The sequence below is a fragment of the Oceanispirochaeta sp. genome (genome assembly GCF_027859075.1).
In the GTDB taxonomy this organism is placed as follows: domain Bacteria; phylum Spirochaetota; class Spirochaetia; order DSM-2461; family DSM-2461; genus Oceanispirochaeta.
Map to the genome: position 1 here is coordinate 18,742 of NZ_JAQIBL010000105.1, position 18,570 is coordinate 37,311.

An 18,570-nucleotide genomic window follows, 5' to 3' on the forward strand; every position below is an offset into this window, starting at 1 on the left:
TCTCATGAATGGCCTAGTTCAACTCATTTTTAAGGATTGGTTTTTGCACTATCTGTACTAGGACAGCAGAATGAAAATTTCAAAATTTAAAAAGAGATTTAAGACTCATTCTTCCGAAGAAACTCAATGATCCTGCAGGATAAACCTTGTTTTGACCTTACAGATACGGGGCAAATCCTTCACAGGCCACGGTCCAGCTCCCATCATCGGGGAATCCCGGAGCATGACCTTCACTGCCGTCCCAGCCGCCCGCCATCATTGCCGTTGCCAGAAGGAGCGCTCCATTGCCGGGAAGGTAAAGGGGCAGAGCATCATGTCCCTCCTGCCGGTTATGACCGTTGAAGAGATATAAATTTTTGGGACCGTCCATCAAAAGAGCATCCACAGCCTCTTTACGTCGGCCCAGTCTGGCCAGAGTCATGGCCATGGATGGGAAATCCCAGCCCCACATTGTTTCCATCTGCCAGTGGTCAATGACCGCATCATAACTGTTGGACATGATCTGAGGGTCCACCGTCTGAAGGGGTAGAAATCCGTAAGCCAGCAGCATGGAGGGGTGATCGGTTCCATAACGTCCAAAGCTGTCACTACACCGCTCATGGGCGGCATAGCGTTGGTGTTTACCATCCAGAGGACAGCTGCTGAGACCTGCAAGGACCTCTTCCCATCGGGAGGGAACCGCTTCTCCCAGGCGCGTCTTCCACTCGATGGCCGTTTTCAAACCCCAGCGCCAGTATTCCAGCTCAAAACAGGGATTCAGAGTCTCTTCGGGGTCATGATTTTCCTGAGCCGGAATAAGGGGAGGCCCCAGAACATACCGCCCTGTGTCTTCATCCCAGATCGCATAATCAGCCATAAAGGCAGCGGTTTCAAAGACTCTTTCCCCATAGTCTGAAAGTAGCTTTTCAGTAGGATTCAATCTATAAAGCAGCTCTGCAAAAAGAATCATATGGGGCTGCTGCCAGCAGAGCAGAGTTCCGATCTGAGAGGGGCTGTCCTTGCCAGAAGGATCAGTCATCTTCGGCCAGCGCCCCCCTTTATACCCCTGCTGCACCGCCCGATCCCGGGCACCCGGAAGTATGTCCTGATACCAGGAGAGGCTCTGCTCGACAAGGCTGGCTCTGTTCCAGAGAAGGCCGTGAAGGGCATGCCAGACATGCATTTCCAGATGAAATTTTCCGTACCAGCTGTTGCAGGTCAGCCCTGTTTCCGCCGGCGGCAGGGATCCCAAACTCTGAATGGCCAGCAGGTACTGAGACAGAATAATCCGCCGTTCCAGTTCAACCGCCCTCTTGTCCCGGCTTCCTTCAAAAGAAACAGCGGCTCCCACAAACCAGAACCGATTCCACCACAGGGCACTCGCATCAGCGGTATCCTGGAAGTCCTCTGAGCCCTTCAGAACCCCGGCTCCGGGAGATACAGGAGAGAAGCAGATGGTGAATTCCATGACAGTACGGTCTGTTGTAAAAACCCAGTGATGATCTGCTTTTTGTACCGGCTGAACATTCCCTTCAGGAGAAAAATCCAGGCTCACAGAATACCTGGATTCGTCCATGATTCTTTCAATCAGATAGGAAGAAGTTGACCGGCTGTTCAATGTGGAACTGTGGAGACTGTTTTTAGACCAGTCGGATCCCTCCATTTTATGCGAGGCATAGGGAAATCTGAGATCGAGACCGATTTCACCCTCTGCCAGAAGAGGACTTTCTATGCGTACAGCGATCATATCCTTGTCAGGGTGGCAGACCGTCTCGACCGACACGGACTGCCCATCATGATGAAAACGGCTGTGCAGCTGCCCTGTCCAGAGGTCAAGAGTCTGCTCCACCTCTGTAATATGGGACTCCAGAAGATCCTCAGACGAGGGGCCTCCCGGTGAGTCGGGATGGTCGGTAACAGAATCAAAATACAGACCGATCTTGCCCAGATGAAAACGGTGCGGGTTAACACGCAGACCATTGTAGAGTTCTTCCTGCCCCTCCGAATCGGACATGTAACCTACAGTCCTGCCGACGCATTGATACTCTTTAAGACGCAGATCATTATCATTTTCAGGGGCCTCCGGATAGGAGTGGAGCCCCCATTGGCTCATGGTACAGAGGGGGATTGATCCCGCGGGATGATCGCCGCAGGTCTGCAGGCCGGTAAAATCGGCTGTAAAGGCAAAATCTCCATTCCCCACGGAAAGGGGAGCCTGGGGATTCCAGCTCCGGCTGACGGGATTATGCCTGCGGACCAGGGCTTCTCTGTCTATTCTGCTCATACTTTCTCCCTGATGTGTACCGGAATGAGACCATCCGCCGACTCTTTCACTTCCTGAAAAACAAAACGTTCCAAAGGTGTTTTGTTGGGAGTATGATAGGTCAGCTGAAGCTTTCCTGAAAAATCTTTGAAGACCATTCCATGTCCTCCATCCAGAGAGATCAGAGGCGTATGATTCTGCCGCCAGGGCCCCGTAATGAGGCCGCTGTCAGATACAGCACAGCCCATGGCATAACCCTGCTGCCCCAGACTGGACCAGAGCATCACAAGTCTGCCGTCTGCCTGGAGATGCAGAAAAGGACCGTCTGTCACCCGGGCATCAGAGAGTCCCGAACCGTCACGCCGTTCCAGTGTTTTCGGCCAGAGAGCAGCAGATGCCTTGAAGAGAAGCTGGAGCTCCCCCGTGGCATGGCTTAGATCCGAACTCAAAGGCATTGCATAAATCCCACCGTCATGGGCCTGGACCCATTCATGACAAAAGACCATCCAGGGGAATCCCTGGAGATCGATAAAAAGGGTTCCGTCCAGACACTCCCATCCATCAGGAGTGACCGCGCCGTTTATCAGGGGTTCAAAAGGACCAAGAATTGAATCAGAGACCAGAATCTGAGTCCCTCTTCTGCAAGAATCGGATGTGAAGGTAGCAAAAAGGTAAAACCGCCCTTGGTAAATATGAAGTTCAGGAGCCCAGAAATCATGGGTACCCCAGAATCCACCGGATGGTGAAAAGACCTGATAAGGCCCTTCGAAATTCTCCAGATCTGTACTGGAATAAGCATTAAAACCTACCCCCGGCTGGTTCCATGGATTCTCGTCGGTGGTTCCGAATAAGTAATATCGATCTTCCGAAATGACTGGAACGATAAAGGGATCGCGTATCTGAAGATTTTTTCTATGGATCAATGGACCACCCCCTGCTTCCTTTTGAAAAAAAATCACCCTATAAAGGCCAATTAATATTAATTTTGAGCTTTTTAAGAATGCAGGAACAGTAAATGAATCCTGTTCCTGCTGAAGTCTTATTTGGAAATCAATCTGAGAAGAAGATCGTGAATTTGCTCACCACCTTCCTTCGGGCTGATCTGACCGAAAGCAACTCTCTGATAAATCAGATACAGAGTACTGTTGAACTCGGTATCATTGGGAACATGGTCTGTTTCCATAGAGGAGTGAGGTCCGGCCACGGACATATAATCAAGAATCTTCTGGTCTGCCTTGCTGGTGGACCCTGCCGCACGGGCGGTGGTAGATGCGGATGATCCTCTGTTGCTTCCCAGAATGAGGGCGGCATCAGGATCATTGACCAGAAAGTTGATGAATTTAGCCGTTTCCAGGGCATTCTTTGAATCTTTATTCACGGTGTAGAACTGACTGGGAGCCTGCCACAGGGACTTTGCAGCAGCGGCACCGGGAAACTCGATAAGATCCAGTTCATCCGTTGTCGCAGCCTGATATCCGCCGAGCTGGCTGGTAAAAAGATAGGCGATTGCCACTTTTCCTGCAATCAGTGATGAGGTGTCGGCATTGCTTTCGGCATATCCTGATGCAATATCTGCGGGGGGAATCAGACCGCTGTCTCTAAAATCCTTAAACAGCTCAAGGTATTTCTGCGCGGCTGCCGCTGTGACGCTTGTCGTTTTACTGTCAGCATTAAAAAGAGGAGTACCGTTGAAGCGGGTCCAGTATCCGAAGGGAGTGGAACTGCTGGACATGACTCCGATATCCTGCATGGGATAAGTACCGGCAGGCAGTTTGGACTTGAGCATAATCAGGTAATCCCGGAACTGGGCATATGTCATTGATGTTGCTGGAAGAGAAGCACCAGCTTTTTGGATCATTGTCTTGTTGTAAACCAATGAGGGCATGGTAACCCCGGTGGAAATACCGAGCAGTTTGCCGCGGATTGTTCCGGAGGCAACGGCACTGGGGTCAATAACAGCGACCTTGATGGCCGAACCGGCATACTGATCCAGGGGAAGAAGAACATCTGCATAGTCGTAAATATTACCTCCCATCTGAATGATATCGGGTCCGTTGCCACCGGCAAGCTGAGTATCAACTTTTACAAAGTGGTCCCCCGCTCCACCGGAGACCTCGGGGTTCACCCTGATTCCAGGATTTCGGGATTCATAAAGATCGATGGCTGCCTGGCTGATTGTGACTCTTTCACCGCTGCCCCAGTAGGCCCAGCGGATTACAGTTGTTCCATCATCCGCTTTGATACTATCAGATGAGCCTGTTGCGAAGACCATTGCCATTCCTGTTATAAACAGAAACATTGCCAATAAAAACTTTTTCATGATTTCCTCCATATATTCTTCAGGGACATTACTATCCCTTGATTCCAGTAGTGGCTATTCCTCTCACAAAATATTTCTGCAAAGAAAAGAATAGAATAAAAGCGGGAAAGAGAGAGAGAACCGACATGGCGAACATGGGTCCCCAGGAAGACATCCCCGATGCATCCAGAAAGAGCCTCAGTCCCATAGGTACGGTATATTTATCAGGTGATGTCAGGTAGAGCAGTTGATTAAAAAAATCATCCCAGGTCCATAGAAAAGAGAAGAGAATTGTTGAAATCAACGCCGGAGTCGTCAAAGGCAGAATGATCCTTGTATAGATTCCGAACTTGTTACATCCATCGATAGTAGCCGATTCATCAATATCCCTGGGAAGCCCGCGGATAAACTGCACCAGCAAAAAGATAAAGAAGGCATCCGTGGCAAAAAACTTGGGAACCACAATGGGCAGAAATGTATTAATCCAGCCGAAGGTGCGGAACATGATATAACGGGGTATTGTTGTGACATGAGCCGGGAGCATCAGGGTTGTCATCATGACCACAAACCACAGTTTTTTCCCGACAAAATTGAGCCTTGCAAATGCATAGGCCGTGAGAGAACAGAACATGACATTGGCCAGTGCACTGAGAAAACAAATGATAAAACTATTCAGAAAGAAAGTATCAAATCCGACAATTCCAATCCCCAGCCATCCTTTGGTATAGTTTTCCATGGTGAAGACCTGGGGCATTATTCCCGGATCTGAGAAAATCATATTACTGGGTTTGAAGGAGGCTCCGATGAGCCAGAGGATAGGATATAACATTCCCAATCCCAGTACGATTATGAATAAATTGGTAGAAAGTCTGTTGATCAGGCTTGGTTTTCTCATGCTGCTTATTCTCCGCTTCCGTAGGAAACCAGGGAACCTGATGCTTTAAAGGCCAGAGCAGTCAGAACTGCAATGAGTACAAGTAGGCTCCAGGCCATGGCCGCGGCATAGCCCATTTCTGAGAAACCGAAACCTTTAATATATAAATAAAGACTGTAGAACATCGTGGTATCCAGAGGACCACCGGAACCGCCCGAGACAATATAAGCCTGGGTAAAAGACTGGAAAGCACTGACCATCTGCATTACAAAGTTAAAGAAAATAATCGGAGAGAGTCCGGGCAGAGTGATCATAAGGAACTGCCGCACCTTACCGGCTCCGTCAACACTGGAGGCTTCATAGTATTCCTGAGGGATCTGCTGCAATCCTGCCAGAAAAATGATCATCGGTGATCCGAACTGCCAGATAGCCAGCATAATCAGTGTCATCAGTGAATATTTGGGATTGGATATCCAGGCCGGCAGATCTGTCAGGCCGAATACATTGGCTAAAATAAGGTTCAGAAGTCCGTCACCTGCAAAGATCCGTCTCCACAGTACGGCGATAGCGACAGACCCACCCAGAAGTGTCGGAATATAGTACAGGGTTCTGTATAAGGGAATAAGGCGCAGCTTCTTGTTCATCAGCATGGCCACGGCCAGAGCAAATATCAGCTTCAGAGGGACTGAAACAAATACATATTTTAAGGTGACAAAGACTGAATTCAGAAAACGTTCATCTCCGCGGATCTGATCATTTCCTCCAAACATAACAATAAAATTCTGCAGACCGACCCACTCTGGGGGCTGGCGCAGATTATATTTCGTAAATGAAAGGAAAAGAGAAAAGAACATGGGATACAGTGTCAGAGCAAAGAATCCAATCAGCCAGGGAGTCAGAAAGGCATAGGAAGTGAGGTTCTCGCGTAATTTCCTATTCATTCTTCAATATTTCTCCATATGACTGAATATGCATTTTTTAGATTTGGGCTGTATGGTTTGAAAGTAGACTGATACTTCTCTAATTTTAGAACCGGATATTGATAAGTCATAACTTAGGGTACTATGGAAAAAGGTATAAAAGGTTTGCATAAACAATCCATTTTTTTAGCATTTTCGCTCACGCGTAAAGTTTCCCGAATGATGAACCCTTTATTGTTTTTTTCTCTGAGGCTATAGTTCTTATAGAGAGAAAAATCAGAAACTATTCCTGTCCTTAAGGTGGAAAACGTGTCACTTGTGTATTGCAATTATGGTCTCAGAGATTACAAAACAAAACCTATCATAATAAATACAAGGGGATATTGGGAATTTCAGCTGACCCTCTCAGGAAACAACAAATTAACAAAGCTTGGGAATGAACCGAAAACCTGGAAAGACAATCATAATTTCTGGATTTCCACCCCGGATTCAACACACGGCTGGACATCTACCGATAGAGAGCCCTCTGAAATTACTGTTTTTCATTTTTCTGAAGTACCCGAATCACTGTCCAGGATTTTTCAGGGACGTAAAACCATTTCCGCTTCAGTCGATCTAAAATCTCTTGCTTCGATCCTGTTAATGGCAAATGAAATGGCTCCTCAGGTCTTGTCTCCTGGCTATTCCAGTATTCTGGAGTTTGAAATCTGCTGCCGTCAGCTCTGCATCCTCTTTCTCAGAAATTACGAGGACCGACTGGAAAGCATTCCCTGGAACCACCATATACAGGTCGTCAGTGCCTCCATCGCCTGGTACTGCGCCCATATGAATGAAGGAATCGGGATTCAGGAAACTGCTGAAAAGATGGGATACAGTGTCAGCCAGCTGAGAAAAATCTTTATTAAAACCAGAGGGATCGGACCTAATAAAATATTTGAAAACTGCAGGATGAACCGTGCGAAGGAGCTGATACAGCATGGTACCATGTCAATCATCGACATATCGATGGAATGCGGATACAGCAATCAGAGTTCCTTCTCCAGAGCATTCAAAAAATATTATGATCAGACACCGATCAATCTCAAAAAGAACACGATACCCATGTACTAAGAGGTTTTCATCGTTCTGTGAAATAGAAAAATGAGCGAAAATGCTAAAAATGGAACTTCCTGGACCTCTTCCAGACTGTAAAGAAACAGTTCAGAAAACAGATCTTCAATCTTTACTTCATTCCATGTAAATCGAAAAGCAGATTCCATACCCGAATAACGGTCAACTTCAGTGGTTTTTTTATAATTTTTGCTTATCAAGAACTTCATTAACAGCAGCAATCAATTTTTCTTTATTCAAAGGTTTTGCCAAAATTTTTTTAATTCCTATTTGCCGTATTCTTTCTTCTGATATTTCATTTATATATCCGGTGCAGAGGATTATCGGGGTGTTTTCCCTCAGCTCCAGAATTGATGCAGCAAGATTCTCTCCTGTAACGTCAGGCATCATCTGATCGGTGATTACAACGTCAAAGAAATCTGGTTTCTTTGAAAAAATATTTAACGCCTCAAGTGGGTCAGAAGTTCTTGTAACATGACATCCACGCCGTAGGAAAATATTTTCTACCATTTTCGCGATGGGTTCCTCATCGTCTACAAATAAAATATTTACCTCTCCGGAGGAGATCTCCGTAGATTCCGTACTTTTTTCCTTACTGTCAATATCGTCAGTTACATGAAAATATATATTGATGGTGACACCTTCTCCGGTATTACGTTCAAGAGTCAAACCACCTTTATATTTCGATATAATTCCGTGAACTACAGATAGACCCATTCCTGTTCCTTTCCCTTGAGCCTTTGTTGTGAAAAATGGATCAAAAATTAAATCAATTATATCATCAGGTATCCCTATACCATTGTCTTTTGTACTGAGTTTGATGTAATCACCAGGTTCTAATTCACCGGTAACAGTATTCAGAGGATTGCTCAGATGGATGTCTGAAAGGCCTATTTGTAAAGTTCCGCCATGTTCCTCCATGGCATGCCACGAATTTGTGCAAAGATTCATCATAATCTGATGTATTTGGGTCGGGTCGGCAAGAATATAAGAATCACTGTCAATGGATTGCTTTACCTTGATGTTAGATGGTAAAGACGCCCTGAGAAGTTTGATCGTCTCTTTTATCAGCACTTTGGGTTGAAGTGGTCTGATAATCTGCTCAGTTTCTCGACTGAAAGTAAGAATCTGTTGCACCAGACTTGTTGCTCGATCAGAAGCCCTCTGTACCTCTGTGAGATATTCTATAACTTCTGGAGATTTGGCATCAGCCTTGGCCAGCTCAGTATAGCCAATGATGGCAGACAGAATGTTGTTAAAATCGTGGGCTATTCCACCGGACAGAACTCCCAGAGCCTCCATCTTCTGCGTTTGTAACAGCTGCTTTTCGAGTTCTTTACGATTTGAAATATTAACAGCTATCGACCTGCTTTCAATAATATTACCGTCAAGATCCTTCACTGATTCAACAGAAAGACTTACCCAGATTGGTTTTCCATCTGAACTTATCATCTGCAGCTCTTCATCAACTATTGATTCTCCCTGTTTAAACCTTTCTGATATTTCCTTTGCTTTCTCTTTGCCATTGGGAGACTCCATATAAAGATCCAGAACATTCATTTTCTCTAATACTTCCGCTGTATAACCAAGCATTTTTTGCGCGCCCACATTACAACGTTTAACTCTTCCTTCCTTAGCATCAATTGTGAAATATGCAGATGGGGCATTATCAAAAAGTTCCCGGTACTGTTCCTCACTTACTCGTAATTTTTCAGTTATAGATAAAAGATCCGATGTTTTTTCCTTTATTCTCATTTTCAAAAATAGGGACAGACCAATAAATATAATAATGAAACTGGCCAATCCTCCGATAGTTTGTTTTAGCCAGGTCGGGGTTCCGTATGGAACTGGTTCTTCGGCAAACCATTTCGCCAAAGATCTATAATAAAAGGATTCGCGGTCGATTTTCATTTTTACTAGATGTTTATCAAGAGCACTAATAATCAATGGGTTGGAATTTTTTGAAGCAGCAAAATGTAACCGTGTTGGATGAAAAATAATACCTGTTTCCCTAATGTTAGACGACATATGAGCAGCTCCATAAAACCTGTTGACAACAGCCGCATCTACTTTTCCTTCTGCCAGTAATTGAAATACTTTGTGATAATCGGGGAGTAAAACCAGTTCACAATTTAACCCGAACTGCATCAAATGCCCTTTGAGGGCATCAGCCTGAACCGATTGGTTTAATACGGCAACCTTTTTACCAGTAAGATCAACTATGGAATTGATTTTTGATTCGTTTCCGGTATAGATCTGAAACCAGTCGGAGAGTACAGGCTCTTTGTTGAAATTCCAGCGATTCCTGCGCGCCTCGCTAAATGCCACATCAACCATGATGTCTATTTCTGAATTATCCAAGGCTGACAAGCACTCGTCCCAGGTACCCAATTTATATTTAATCTTCCAACCTTCTACCCGACCAATTTCTTCGATGAGCTCCACAAAAAAACCAGCTGGCTGATTGTCCTTATTCAAAAAAACCTTTGGCTCATTTTCATAGACCCCAACAGTAATCACAGCAGGTTCAGCGACTAGGGGAGAACAAACAAACATGAAAACCAGCAAGATGGCAGCCATCCACCCGGAATATACATTATTAGTTCGAAAACTCATTTTGTTATCTCCTTTGACATAACCTCATCTGACTATTTTCTTATCCAATGATCTTTGTCATCCTGTCTTCATGTCAAAGGACTTTCAATAGAGATAAAAAACGGTATACCCCATAGAAAAGATTCTTATCTTTCTGAAAAATTGGAGATAAGATTCAGGTTCCTGTTTTTTACTTCCCAGATCTCGGGTCCGGTAAAGGTCAATCAGAATACCAATTTAAACTTCAGGATTTTTGAAATTCATCATAGGCATTTTTTTCATAATTAAATTGTATGCAAATGAGAAGGATATTACAATCAGATATAAAAATCTTAATCACTTTGTATCCCAGAGATTGAGGCTTTGTAAGCTGTGAGAACTTCCGCTATAATTCTAAAAAAAGAACACTGATAATTGTCTTTATACAATCAGAGGTAAGAGAGTGTGTTCCATTTTTCCAATCGTATGGAACTCTCTGACTGATCTGGTGTTTGACAAAATCCCTACACTTCCTTCCTGGAAATAATCACCAATTGAAAATATCTGAGACTAAATCGTTTGGGTGCATCTGGGGGAGAGGTCAACTGAGGCACTAAAATTATTGAAACAGAAAAATCCAGTTCATAAAAAAGTTAAATATTCTGATTTTTAGAGCTTATATAAAACGCATTCATTTTGGTGAATTTAGAATTCATCCTTTACAATAATAAACTTGAAATAATTCAGTCATCATTTCTATCTATTGTTCGGGGGACTAATGAATAAAAGGTACTGTATACTCTTATTCTGTTTTGCTACTACCATAGGAAACCTTTTATCTGGCGAAACAATTTTAAATAATGACCATACAACATTATTACCTGTAGATAATGTAATTCCCGGAATAACTAAAGTTGAAGAAATTAATGAACTGGGTAAATATGTTCATTTTACAGATGGCAGTGGAAAACTTGTAGAAAGCTATAGACTTGCTGGCAGCACAGTTTATTACGAACAGGGCATTATTACAAAAATAAAGGGTAATAAAAGTTTTGCCCTTCCTCAACACTGGAGAACACTGGGTTTAAATTGGGATTTGGACACGGCCTCACCGAAGTCGATCTTTTTAGAATCAATATCCCCGCATTTCCTATCGATATTTCAATAACCCTATGGGGCCATTCTGATTCATTTGATTATGAATCTGGTATTTTGATGGAATTCGTCGGGCGGGACTCATCCGCTTGTGGATCCCGGCTGAAAGAAAAGACTCAGAATTAAACCTGATAGAAATCTAATATTTTCTTGTGTTTATGCTTTTCTTTATTGGAATAAACTATAATGAAAAAGGAATCCTTTAGAATCAAAATTGGAGAATAATCAGTTGAAGAAAGATTTTTCAGATCTTATTGCCCTTGGCTGGAGAGAGTGGATATCCTTTCCTGATTGGGAAGTCAGCAATATCAAAGTCAAAGTGGACACTGGTGCAAGAACATCTTCACTTCATGTGGGAGAACTGGAATATTTTGAAAAGGATTCTAAAAGCTGGGTCAGTTTTGATATCTATCCCTGGCAGAAGACCTCCAGGGAGAATATTCAGATATCGGCTCCTGTCACTTCGTTCAAATATGTTAAAAGTTCTTCTGGCTGCCAGGAGAAAAGACCGGTCATCATAGCCAGGCTGATTATTGCCGGGCAGGAAATTATGACAGAACTGACTCTGACCAACAGGTCGACAATGGGTTTTAGAATGCTTCTTGGCCGAGGGGCCATAAAAAAACACTTTATGGTCATTCCCGGGAAGTCTTATCTGGGTGGTAAACCCCCAATAGAAATCAGAAGAAAAAATAGAGGAAGAATCTAGACATGTCAGTCAGGATAAAAAACTCCAGCTTCGAAATTGCAAATATGATTGTAAAGGCTGGAACAAAAGCAACTGGAGAATTACCTCTGGTAAAGCTGGTGACAGGAAACCAGATATCCATCCCTCTCTATATATTCAATGGTTCTGAACCAGGGCCGGTACTATGGATTAGTGCGGCCATTCATGGAGATGAAGTGGCTGGTGTGGAAATAATCAGGCAAGTGATGGAGAAGATAAATCCCAAAAAGCTATGCGGTACATTGATCACAGTACCCATTGTCAATGTCCATGGCTTTCTGAACAAAGAAAGGTATCTTCCCGACCGGAGAGATCTCAACAGATCATTCCCGGGTTCACCGAAGGGTTCTCTTGCTGCAAGAATTGCCCATTTATTTATGACAGAGATCGTCAGCAGATGCGATATGGGTATTGATCTGCATACCGGCTCAAACAACAGATCAAATTACCCCCAGATACGTTCGGATCTTGATAATCCGGAGACCAGAAGATTATGTGAAGTATTCGGAGCTCCGGTCATGCTTCATTCAAAGATCCGTGATGGATCTCTCCGGGGTGCTGCCAGTGAGAAAGGTAAAAAAGTACTTCTTTATGAAGGCGGAGAAGCAAACCGCTTCAATTACGAAGCCATACGCTATGCTGTGAATGGTATCATGAGGATTCTGACAGACCAGGGAATGACAACTTATTTTACAGATCCTGTTGAGTCTCCCTGCCTGGAAAGCAGGAACAGTTCCTGGCTCAGAGCAAAGAAGAGCGGCATTGCTATTTTGGGCAGTGAGCTGGGAGAATCTGTCTATAAGGGACAGACACTGGGAATCATACATGACTCTCTTGGAAAGGGGCTGGGACGTATCATTGCTCACAGCACTGGTCTGATTATCGGAAGAAATATGCAGTCTCTGGTGAATCAAGGGGATGCAATTTATCACATAGCGGAGGTCTAAGACTGATGAAACTGGCAATATTATCCCGATCACCCCGGTGCTACAGTACTCAAAGATTAAAAATGGCAGCATTGGAACGGGGCCATCAGTGCAAAGTGCTGAACACCCTTAGGTTTGCTATAGATCTATCAGGAAACTCTCCTGATTTACAATTTCAGGGAAAACCACTTTCTGACTATGATGCCATAATCCCGAGAATTGGAGCATCCATAACATATTTCGGTACGGCTGTTGTGAGACAATTCGAACAGATGGATGTATATACTCCCAACACTTCCAACGGAATATCAAATTCCAGAGATAAGCTGAGGGCCACTCAAATTCTATCCCGCCACGACATAGGAATTCCTGCCACTACATTTGTCAGAGATCAGAAGGATGTCATTTCTGCCATAAAACGAGTGGGGGGTGCACCCGTTGTTATTAAATTGCTGGAAGGAACACAGGGCATCGGGGTGATTCTGGCCCCGGAACTAAAAGTGGCAGAGGCGATCATAGAAACCCTGCAAAGTACCCAGCAGAATGTTCTTATTCAGCAGTTTATTTCTGAAAGCCGTGGAAAAGACATAAGAGCTCTGGTTGTAGGAGACCGGGTTGTCGGTGCAATGAGAAGAAGTGCACAGGGAGATGAATTCAGATCCAATGTGCACAGAGGCGGCTCTGTTGAAGGCATTCAACTGGACCCTCTTTATGAGCAAACCGCCGTGAGAGCCGCTCAGATCATGGGTCTCAGGGTCGCAGGTGTTGATATGCTTGAAGGCAAGGATGGTCCACTCGTGATGGAAGTCAATTCTTCACCGGGACTGGAAGGGATTGAAAAAGCGACAGAATTGGATATTGCCGGATCAATCATTGACTATATTGCCAACCAAGTAGCCTTTCCTGAAATTGATGTAAGACAGCGCCTGACCATCAGTACAGGTTATGGTGTAGCTGAAATGCTTGTCAAGGAGGATAGTCATCTTGTTGGAAGCACAATTGCACAATCTGGTCTTCGGGATCTGGATATCACCGTTCTGACCCTCCACAGGGAAACTGAAGTCATTCCAAATCCGAGAGAAAGCCGTGTCCTTGAAGCCAATGACAAGCTTCTATGCTTTGGCCGGCTTGAGTCCATGCGCAGTATGATCCCGAAAAGGAAAAATCGGAGACAGAAGGTAAAAAAACTGCCTATAAGTTAATGAAAGCGGGTTTATACAGAAAATGATTGTCAATTCCAAAGTGTTTGGTTCTTATATTCAGGAGCCCCGTCTCGACTATGATGATCATTCTGGGAGGATAGATTTTATGAGTAACCCTTGCCTATTGATAATCGATGTACAACTAGGTTTTTCTGTACTGTAAAAACCACAAAAGAGATACTAGACGGTCTATCCTAAGACAGCTGATTGATTCCCACAGGCCCGGTCCCGATCCTTATTGAAATCCTTTAAGAACCTTTGCCTTCTGTTCCGCTTCTATCGCAATGCGGCTGACTTCAAAGACATGTTCCTGGGGAAGAGCCAGATCTGTTCCATCCAGGCAGTCTCTAATCAATTGAGCGAAATAGGGAAATCCTGTCTTCCCGGCGGCATTGATCATCTCCTGTCTGGTTCCATTGACCAGGTAAAGATTATCGCCGTCACTGCTTACACCGACATTGATATATTTTCTCAACTCGATATAACCCTTTGTACCGAGAATAAAGAGCCTGCCATCCCCCCAGGTACCCAGTCCCTCAGGTGTGAACCAGTCAAGACGAGTATATCCTGTGGCTCCAGACTCCAGTAGAAGAGTACAATCTCCAAAATCTTCCAGCTCTGGATAATCGGGATGTTTGTAATTTCCCACTTGACTATGAACAATTTCCGCTGTTTTTGATTTTGTATAGAAGAGCATCTGTTCAAATTGATGAGACCCGATATCACAGAGGATTCCGCCATACTGTTCCTTATTGAAAAACCAGTCAGGACGAGTCTCAGGAGCCAGGCGATGAGGGGCGATATTCATGATCTGAATAACATCACCAATCTCACCCTCCTCTATCAGCTGTCCCGCAAGGACGGCACTTTCCACCTGTAAACGTTCCGAGAAGCATATAGACCACTTCAGACCACTTTCAGCGACAGCGCTTCTGGCTTTTTCCAGTTTGTCGAGTTCCGTAAATCCTGTTTTGTCGGACATATAGTGTTTACCATGACTGAGAGCCTTCAGACCGACCTTCCAGCGCTCATTGGGAATGATGGATGAGAGGATCATCATGCTCTCTTTACTTGCATATACATCCTCCTCTGCTTTTGCCATCATCACTTTGGGGAATGATGCTTTAAAATTCTTCATCTTTTCCGGATCTTTATCCCAAACCATATCCAGAGTGGCACCAGCTTCAAGCATGTTCTGAACCATTCCGTTTATGTGTCCGTGATCGAGTCCAATGACTGATATGGGGAATTCCCCTTTTTCACAGGCTTTGGTCGCTGTTTTACAAACAGGTGAATATGTACTTCCATCTTTTGACATTCTATATCCTCTCTTTTTTTTCGGGTCTGCCCTGGTAGAATCAAAGGTAGAGTATAATTCCTAATATCGTGACAGAGCTAGAATTCTCCTGATTTTTACTGATTTTTCCCTCTGTTCATCAAAATCATGGTAGAAATTATACAATAACAGATGTAAATCTCTCATTTTGATTTTTCCAGATTCTGTTCATGTTTAAAAAAAGGGGTTCCTAATGAAATATAAAATAGATTTTGACCTTGAACTATACAAAGCCGGCTTGGGAAATGACTTCGTAAATACTTCAGTATCACTCGATGGTGATTAGATCTGTTACGCCTTTCATATTCCCATGGATAAATATTATATGGATTATTCATACCAGAGAAAAGTTCAGGCTGAAGCCAGAGACGTTGTGAACAGTCAGTTGAACCTTAATCTCATCAGAGACTTCGTCATCGATACGGGGGTTGTTCTGAATGCGTCTCTTTTTGGCGGGAAGCCAAACTATCACTCCAATTCAACACCCGTTCTGGTCCCTGTCATCAACGACCCATCAGACGTCGCTGCTCTTGCAAAAAGAATCGACTCCCTCTCGGATGAAGCTTTAATGCATGAAGGGATTCTGCAGAAGCATCACTGGGAAGCCGCTGAATTCTGGAAAAACAGCGAGGGAAGACCTCTTCAGGCACCGGCCAGTGAGGGAACAAAAGGAATCGCCACGGTATGCGGTCAGCTCTGTGGTGTAACCAACTTCCTGATGTGGCTAATATTGAATCCCGAAGAAATGAAAGAACTGACATCCCTGGTAGGAAGAACCTTTAAAAGATATATAGGAGCCTGCCGAGGATTTGAGGGTAAAGAAGATCTGAATCAACTATCTTTCGCATCAGATGTTTCCGGTCTTATGTCACCAGAGTTTTACGATGAGTTCTGTGCGCCCCATGAAAAAGATCTTTATGAGGAGTTTGCTCCTACGGGAATTCGCTATTATCACTCCGATTCCAATATGAAACAGCATGTGGGTATACTGGATAAAATAGGGGTTACCGACGTGAATATAGGCCCCATGATCTCGGTCGCAGAAATCATCTCCCAGGTTCCTGCCATGCGGATTCACGGACAGGTGCCCCCGGTACGAGTGCTCTGGCAGGGCTCCACTGATCTGGTTGTTGATTCTGTCAGGCAGGATATAAACGATATGACCAGTTCCGGAGCCGACCTCTCTCAGCTTGTAGTCTGTACAGCCGGATCGGTCAATCCGGGTACTCCCCTGGAAAATATAGAAGCCATGCTCTGGGCAGCGATGGAATTCGGGTTATTAAAAGGAAATGTCAAAGAGTCCTTGAGCTCCATACCTGTTGATTTTGACAGAAAAGAACATGTGAATCAAATTTCCTGATTCTCAGTCTCAAGATGGCAATTCAGCCGTTACGGATCACCCCTTGTTTTCTCCAGGGAGCCTCCCTACCACCGGAGGCATCATAATCTCATTTTTTAATGCAATAGCAGAGTTCCTGAACTGTATATTTAAATGTCTTATTGAACCTTGAACCAAAAAATCAAACACCGAGCTATCAATTTTGACCGACAAGATTCCTTTCCCGATCTAGAAAGCTGGGCTTTGATGAATACTCACTTTACATTCTGGAAGGGTTTAGAGCATCATGAGAAGAAATCTTTTTTATCCGGGTAGGAGATCAATAACATGACCGAAGAGTTTCAAATTGCCCTCATATTTCAAGACGGGATGGTTCTACAGAGAGATAAGAAGATCTCCCTATGGGGTTCCGGTCCTGATGATGAGGTGGTCACTGTCAGGATTCAGAACCGTCAAGCCCGGGCAGTCGTTCAAAAAAAGAAATGGATGGTCATTCTTCCTCCCCTGGAAACATCGGAATCAGAGACCCTGGAACTGTCCTGCGGGAACCGGAGGATTGTACTGCAGAATATTGCCGTCGGAGAGGTTTGGATAGCCGGAGGGCAGTCCAACATGGAGTTCTTTGTCCGGTATGATGAAGAGGCTGAAAATATCCTGCAAAGAGATGAAAACAGAAACATCCGTTTCTTTGACTATCCTGAGCTGGCCTACCCGGGGCAGAGAGAGGAACGGGACTACTCCAGGTACGGAGTCTGGAGGGTCTGTAATGCCTCTCATCTGGAATACTTCAGTGCGGTCGGTTACCACTTTGCAGACCGGCTTCATCGTGATCTGGGAGTCCCTGTAGGGATTGTCGGCTGCAACTGGGGCGGAACTCCCGCCTGTGCCTGGATGGATACTGACTACCTTGCAGACAATGACGGGAAAATATGGATTGAAGAGTTCAATAATGCCACCGCCGGTCTGGATAGGGAACTCTATCTGGAAAAATACAGATCCGATGCCGGTAATTTCAGAAACGATATCTTCTCCGATAAGAAAGGAGAGGCCTTGATGTTCGGGATGTCCCGGGAGGATCAACTGGCTTTTATGGAGTCACCTGACTTTTCCGAAGAGATAAATCCGGGACCCTTTGATAAATGCCGTCCTGGAGGGCTCTACGAGAGCATGGTCCGTGAAGTCGCACCCTACTCCGCCAGAGGAGTCCTGTGGTATCAGGGAGAGTCGGATGACAAGCATCCTGAGATTTACAGAACAGTACTGTCTTCGTTGATCCGATGCTGGAGGGACAGCTGGAATGAGGATCTGCCCTTTCTTTTTGTTCAGCTGGCGCCTTTTAAAGAGTGGCTGAAATGTTATGGCGAGACATATCCCATCCTCAGGGAGGAGCAGGAACAGGTCGCCGGTCATGTTCAGGATGTCTGGATGGCATCCATCATGGATGCCGGGGAAGAATGGGATATTCACCCGCGGAAGAAAAAACCAGTGGGAGAGAGGTTGGCTCTTCTGGCGGAGGGAAAGGTATACGGCAGGGACATTTTATGTGAATCACCTGTGTTTACGGATTATACCCTGGAACCGGGAAGACTGACATTGAGTTTCTGTCATGCCGAAGGTGGATTGTCAATAAAAGGAGAGAGCCGCCATATTTCTGCCCTGGAACTTCGTGTTCACGGCGCCGGTCTAGCTAATTTTGAGTCCCGAGTCGAGGGTGACAGCGTCGTCCTGACTCATAAAAGTCTGGTGCCGGAAAATCATGTGGAAGTCAGCTTTGCCGGGACTGATTATTGCGAGGTGAATCTTTTCAATGCGGCCGGACTCCCTGCCAGACCCTTCTCAATGACTGCGGGAAAAAGGGATTAGTAT

14 protein-coding genes and 1 pseudogene are annotated in these 18,570 nt (G+C 44.8%); 8 read left to right on the top strand and 7 right to left on the bottom strand.

The features are described 5' to 3' along the window. Positions 1-157 precede the first annotated feature (157 nt). From PF479_RS05950 to PF479_RS05970, 5 genes are all read right to left on the bottom strand, one after another. Positions 158-2,263, bottom strand: coding sequence for a hypothetical protein (locus tag PF479_RS05950; RefSeq protein WP_298003506.1), 2,106 nt, complete (start codon positions 2,261-2,263; stop codon positions 158-160). After that, positions 2,260-3,165, bottom strand: a complete 906-nt coding sequence (locus tag PF479_RS05955; RefSeq protein WP_298003508.1) for a glycoside hydrolase family 43 protein — start codon at positions 3,163-3,165, stop codon at positions 2,260-2,262. Before PF479_RS05955 ends, PF479_RS05950 begins: the two co-directional genes overlap by 4 nt. Before the next feature lie 116 nt (positions 3,166-3,281). Then, positions 3,282-4,562 (bottom strand): ABC transporter substrate-binding protein, encoded by a 1,281-nt coding sequence (locus tag PF479_RS05960; RefSeq protein WP_298003510.1) that lies wholly within the window; start codon positions 4,560-4,562, stop codon positions 3,282-3,284. A gap of 31 nt (positions 4,563-4,593) precedes the next feature. Then, positions 4,594-5,436, bottom strand: a complete 843-nt coding sequence (locus PF479_RS05965; RefSeq protein WP_298003513.1) for a carbohydrate ABC transporter permease — start codon at positions 5,434-5,436, stop codon at positions 4,594-4,596. A 5-nt stretch (positions 5,437-5,441) separates the two neighbouring features. Beyond that, positions 5,442-6,356, bottom strand: a complete 915-nt coding sequence (locus PF479_RS05970) for a carbohydrate ABC transporter permease (RefSeq protein WP_298003516.1) — start codon at positions 6,354-6,356, stop codon at positions 5,442-5,444. Between the two features lie 288 nt (positions 6,357-6,644). Here PF479_RS05970 and PF479_RS05975 point away from each other — a divergent pair, with 288 nt between their 5' ends. Then, positions 6,645-7,445: a helix-turn-helix domain-containing protein gene (locus PF479_RS05975; RefSeq protein ID WP_298003519.1), complete on the top strand. Its 801-nt coding sequence runs from the start codon at positions 6,645-6,647 to the stop codon at positions 7,443-7,445. 180 nt (positions 7,446-7,625) lie between these two features. Here the strand turns inward: PF479_RS05975 and PF479_RS05980 are convergent, their stop codons facing one another. Further along, a complete protein-coding gene (locus PF479_RS05980) occupies positions 7,626-10,061 on the bottom strand; it encodes a transporter substrate-binding domain-containing protein (protein WP_298003522.1) in 2,436 nt (811 codons plus the stop codon). Between the two features lie 736 nt (positions 10,062-10,797). Here PF479_RS05980 and PF479_RS05985 point away from each other — a divergent pair. The 5 genes and pseudogenes from PF479_RS05985 (at position 10,798) to PF479_RS20740 (ending at position 14,029) form a co-directional block, all read left to right on the top strand. Continuing rightward, on the top strand, positions 10,798-11,187 hold the full coding sequence (locus PF479_RS05985) for a hypothetical protein (RefSeq protein WP_298003525.1): 390 nt from the start codon (positions 10,798-10,800) through the stop codon (positions 11,185-11,187). 216 nt (positions 11,188-11,403) lie between these two features. Further along, positions 11,404-11,883, top strand: coding sequence for a RimK/LysX family protein (locus PF479_RS05990; RefSeq protein WP_298003527.1), 480 nt, complete (start codon positions 11,404-11,406; stop codon positions 11,881-11,883). A 2-nt stretch (positions 11,884-11,885) separates the two neighbouring features. After that, entirely contained in the window at positions 11,886-12,848 is a 963-nt protein-coding gene (locus PF479_RS05995; protein ID WP_298003530.1) for a succinylglutamate desuccinylase/aspartoacylase family protein, read from the top strand. Between the two features lie 5 nt (positions 12,849-12,853). Then, positions 12,854-13,711: pseudogene (locus PF479_RS06000) on the top strand (RimK family alpha-L-glutamate ligase); the annotation flags it as partial. A 75-nt stretch (positions 13,712-13,786) separates the two neighbouring features. Further along, a complete protein-coding gene (locus PF479_RS20740) occupies positions 13,787-14,029 on the top strand; it encodes a cation:proton antiporter regulatory subunit (protein WP_367277206.1) in 243 nt (80 codons plus the stop codon). Positions 14,030-14,264: 235 nt separating this feature from the next. Here PF479_RS20740 and PF479_RS06005 read toward each other — a convergent pair whose 3' ends face one another. Further along, positions 14,265-15,347, bottom strand: coding sequence for a Gfo/Idh/MocA family oxidoreductase (locus PF479_RS06005; protein WP_298003535.1), 1,083 nt, complete (start codon positions 15,345-15,347; stop codon positions 14,265-14,267). A gap of 343 nt (positions 15,348-15,690) precedes the next feature. On the opposite strand from PF479_RS06005, the gene PF479_RS06010 reads away from it, so the two are divergent. After that, entirely contained in the window at positions 15,691-16,725 is a 1,035-nt protein-coding gene (locus PF479_RS06010) for a uroporphyrinogen decarboxylase family protein (protein ID WP_298003537.1), read from the top strand. A 306-nt stretch (positions 16,726-17,031) separates the two neighbouring features. Next, positions 17,032-18,567: a sialate O-acetylesterase gene (locus PF479_RS06015; protein ID WP_298003539.1), complete on the top strand. Its 1,536-nt coding sequence runs from the start codon at positions 17,032-17,034 to the stop codon at positions 18,565-18,567. The last annotated feature ends 3 nt before the right edge of the window (positions 18,568-18,570 follow it).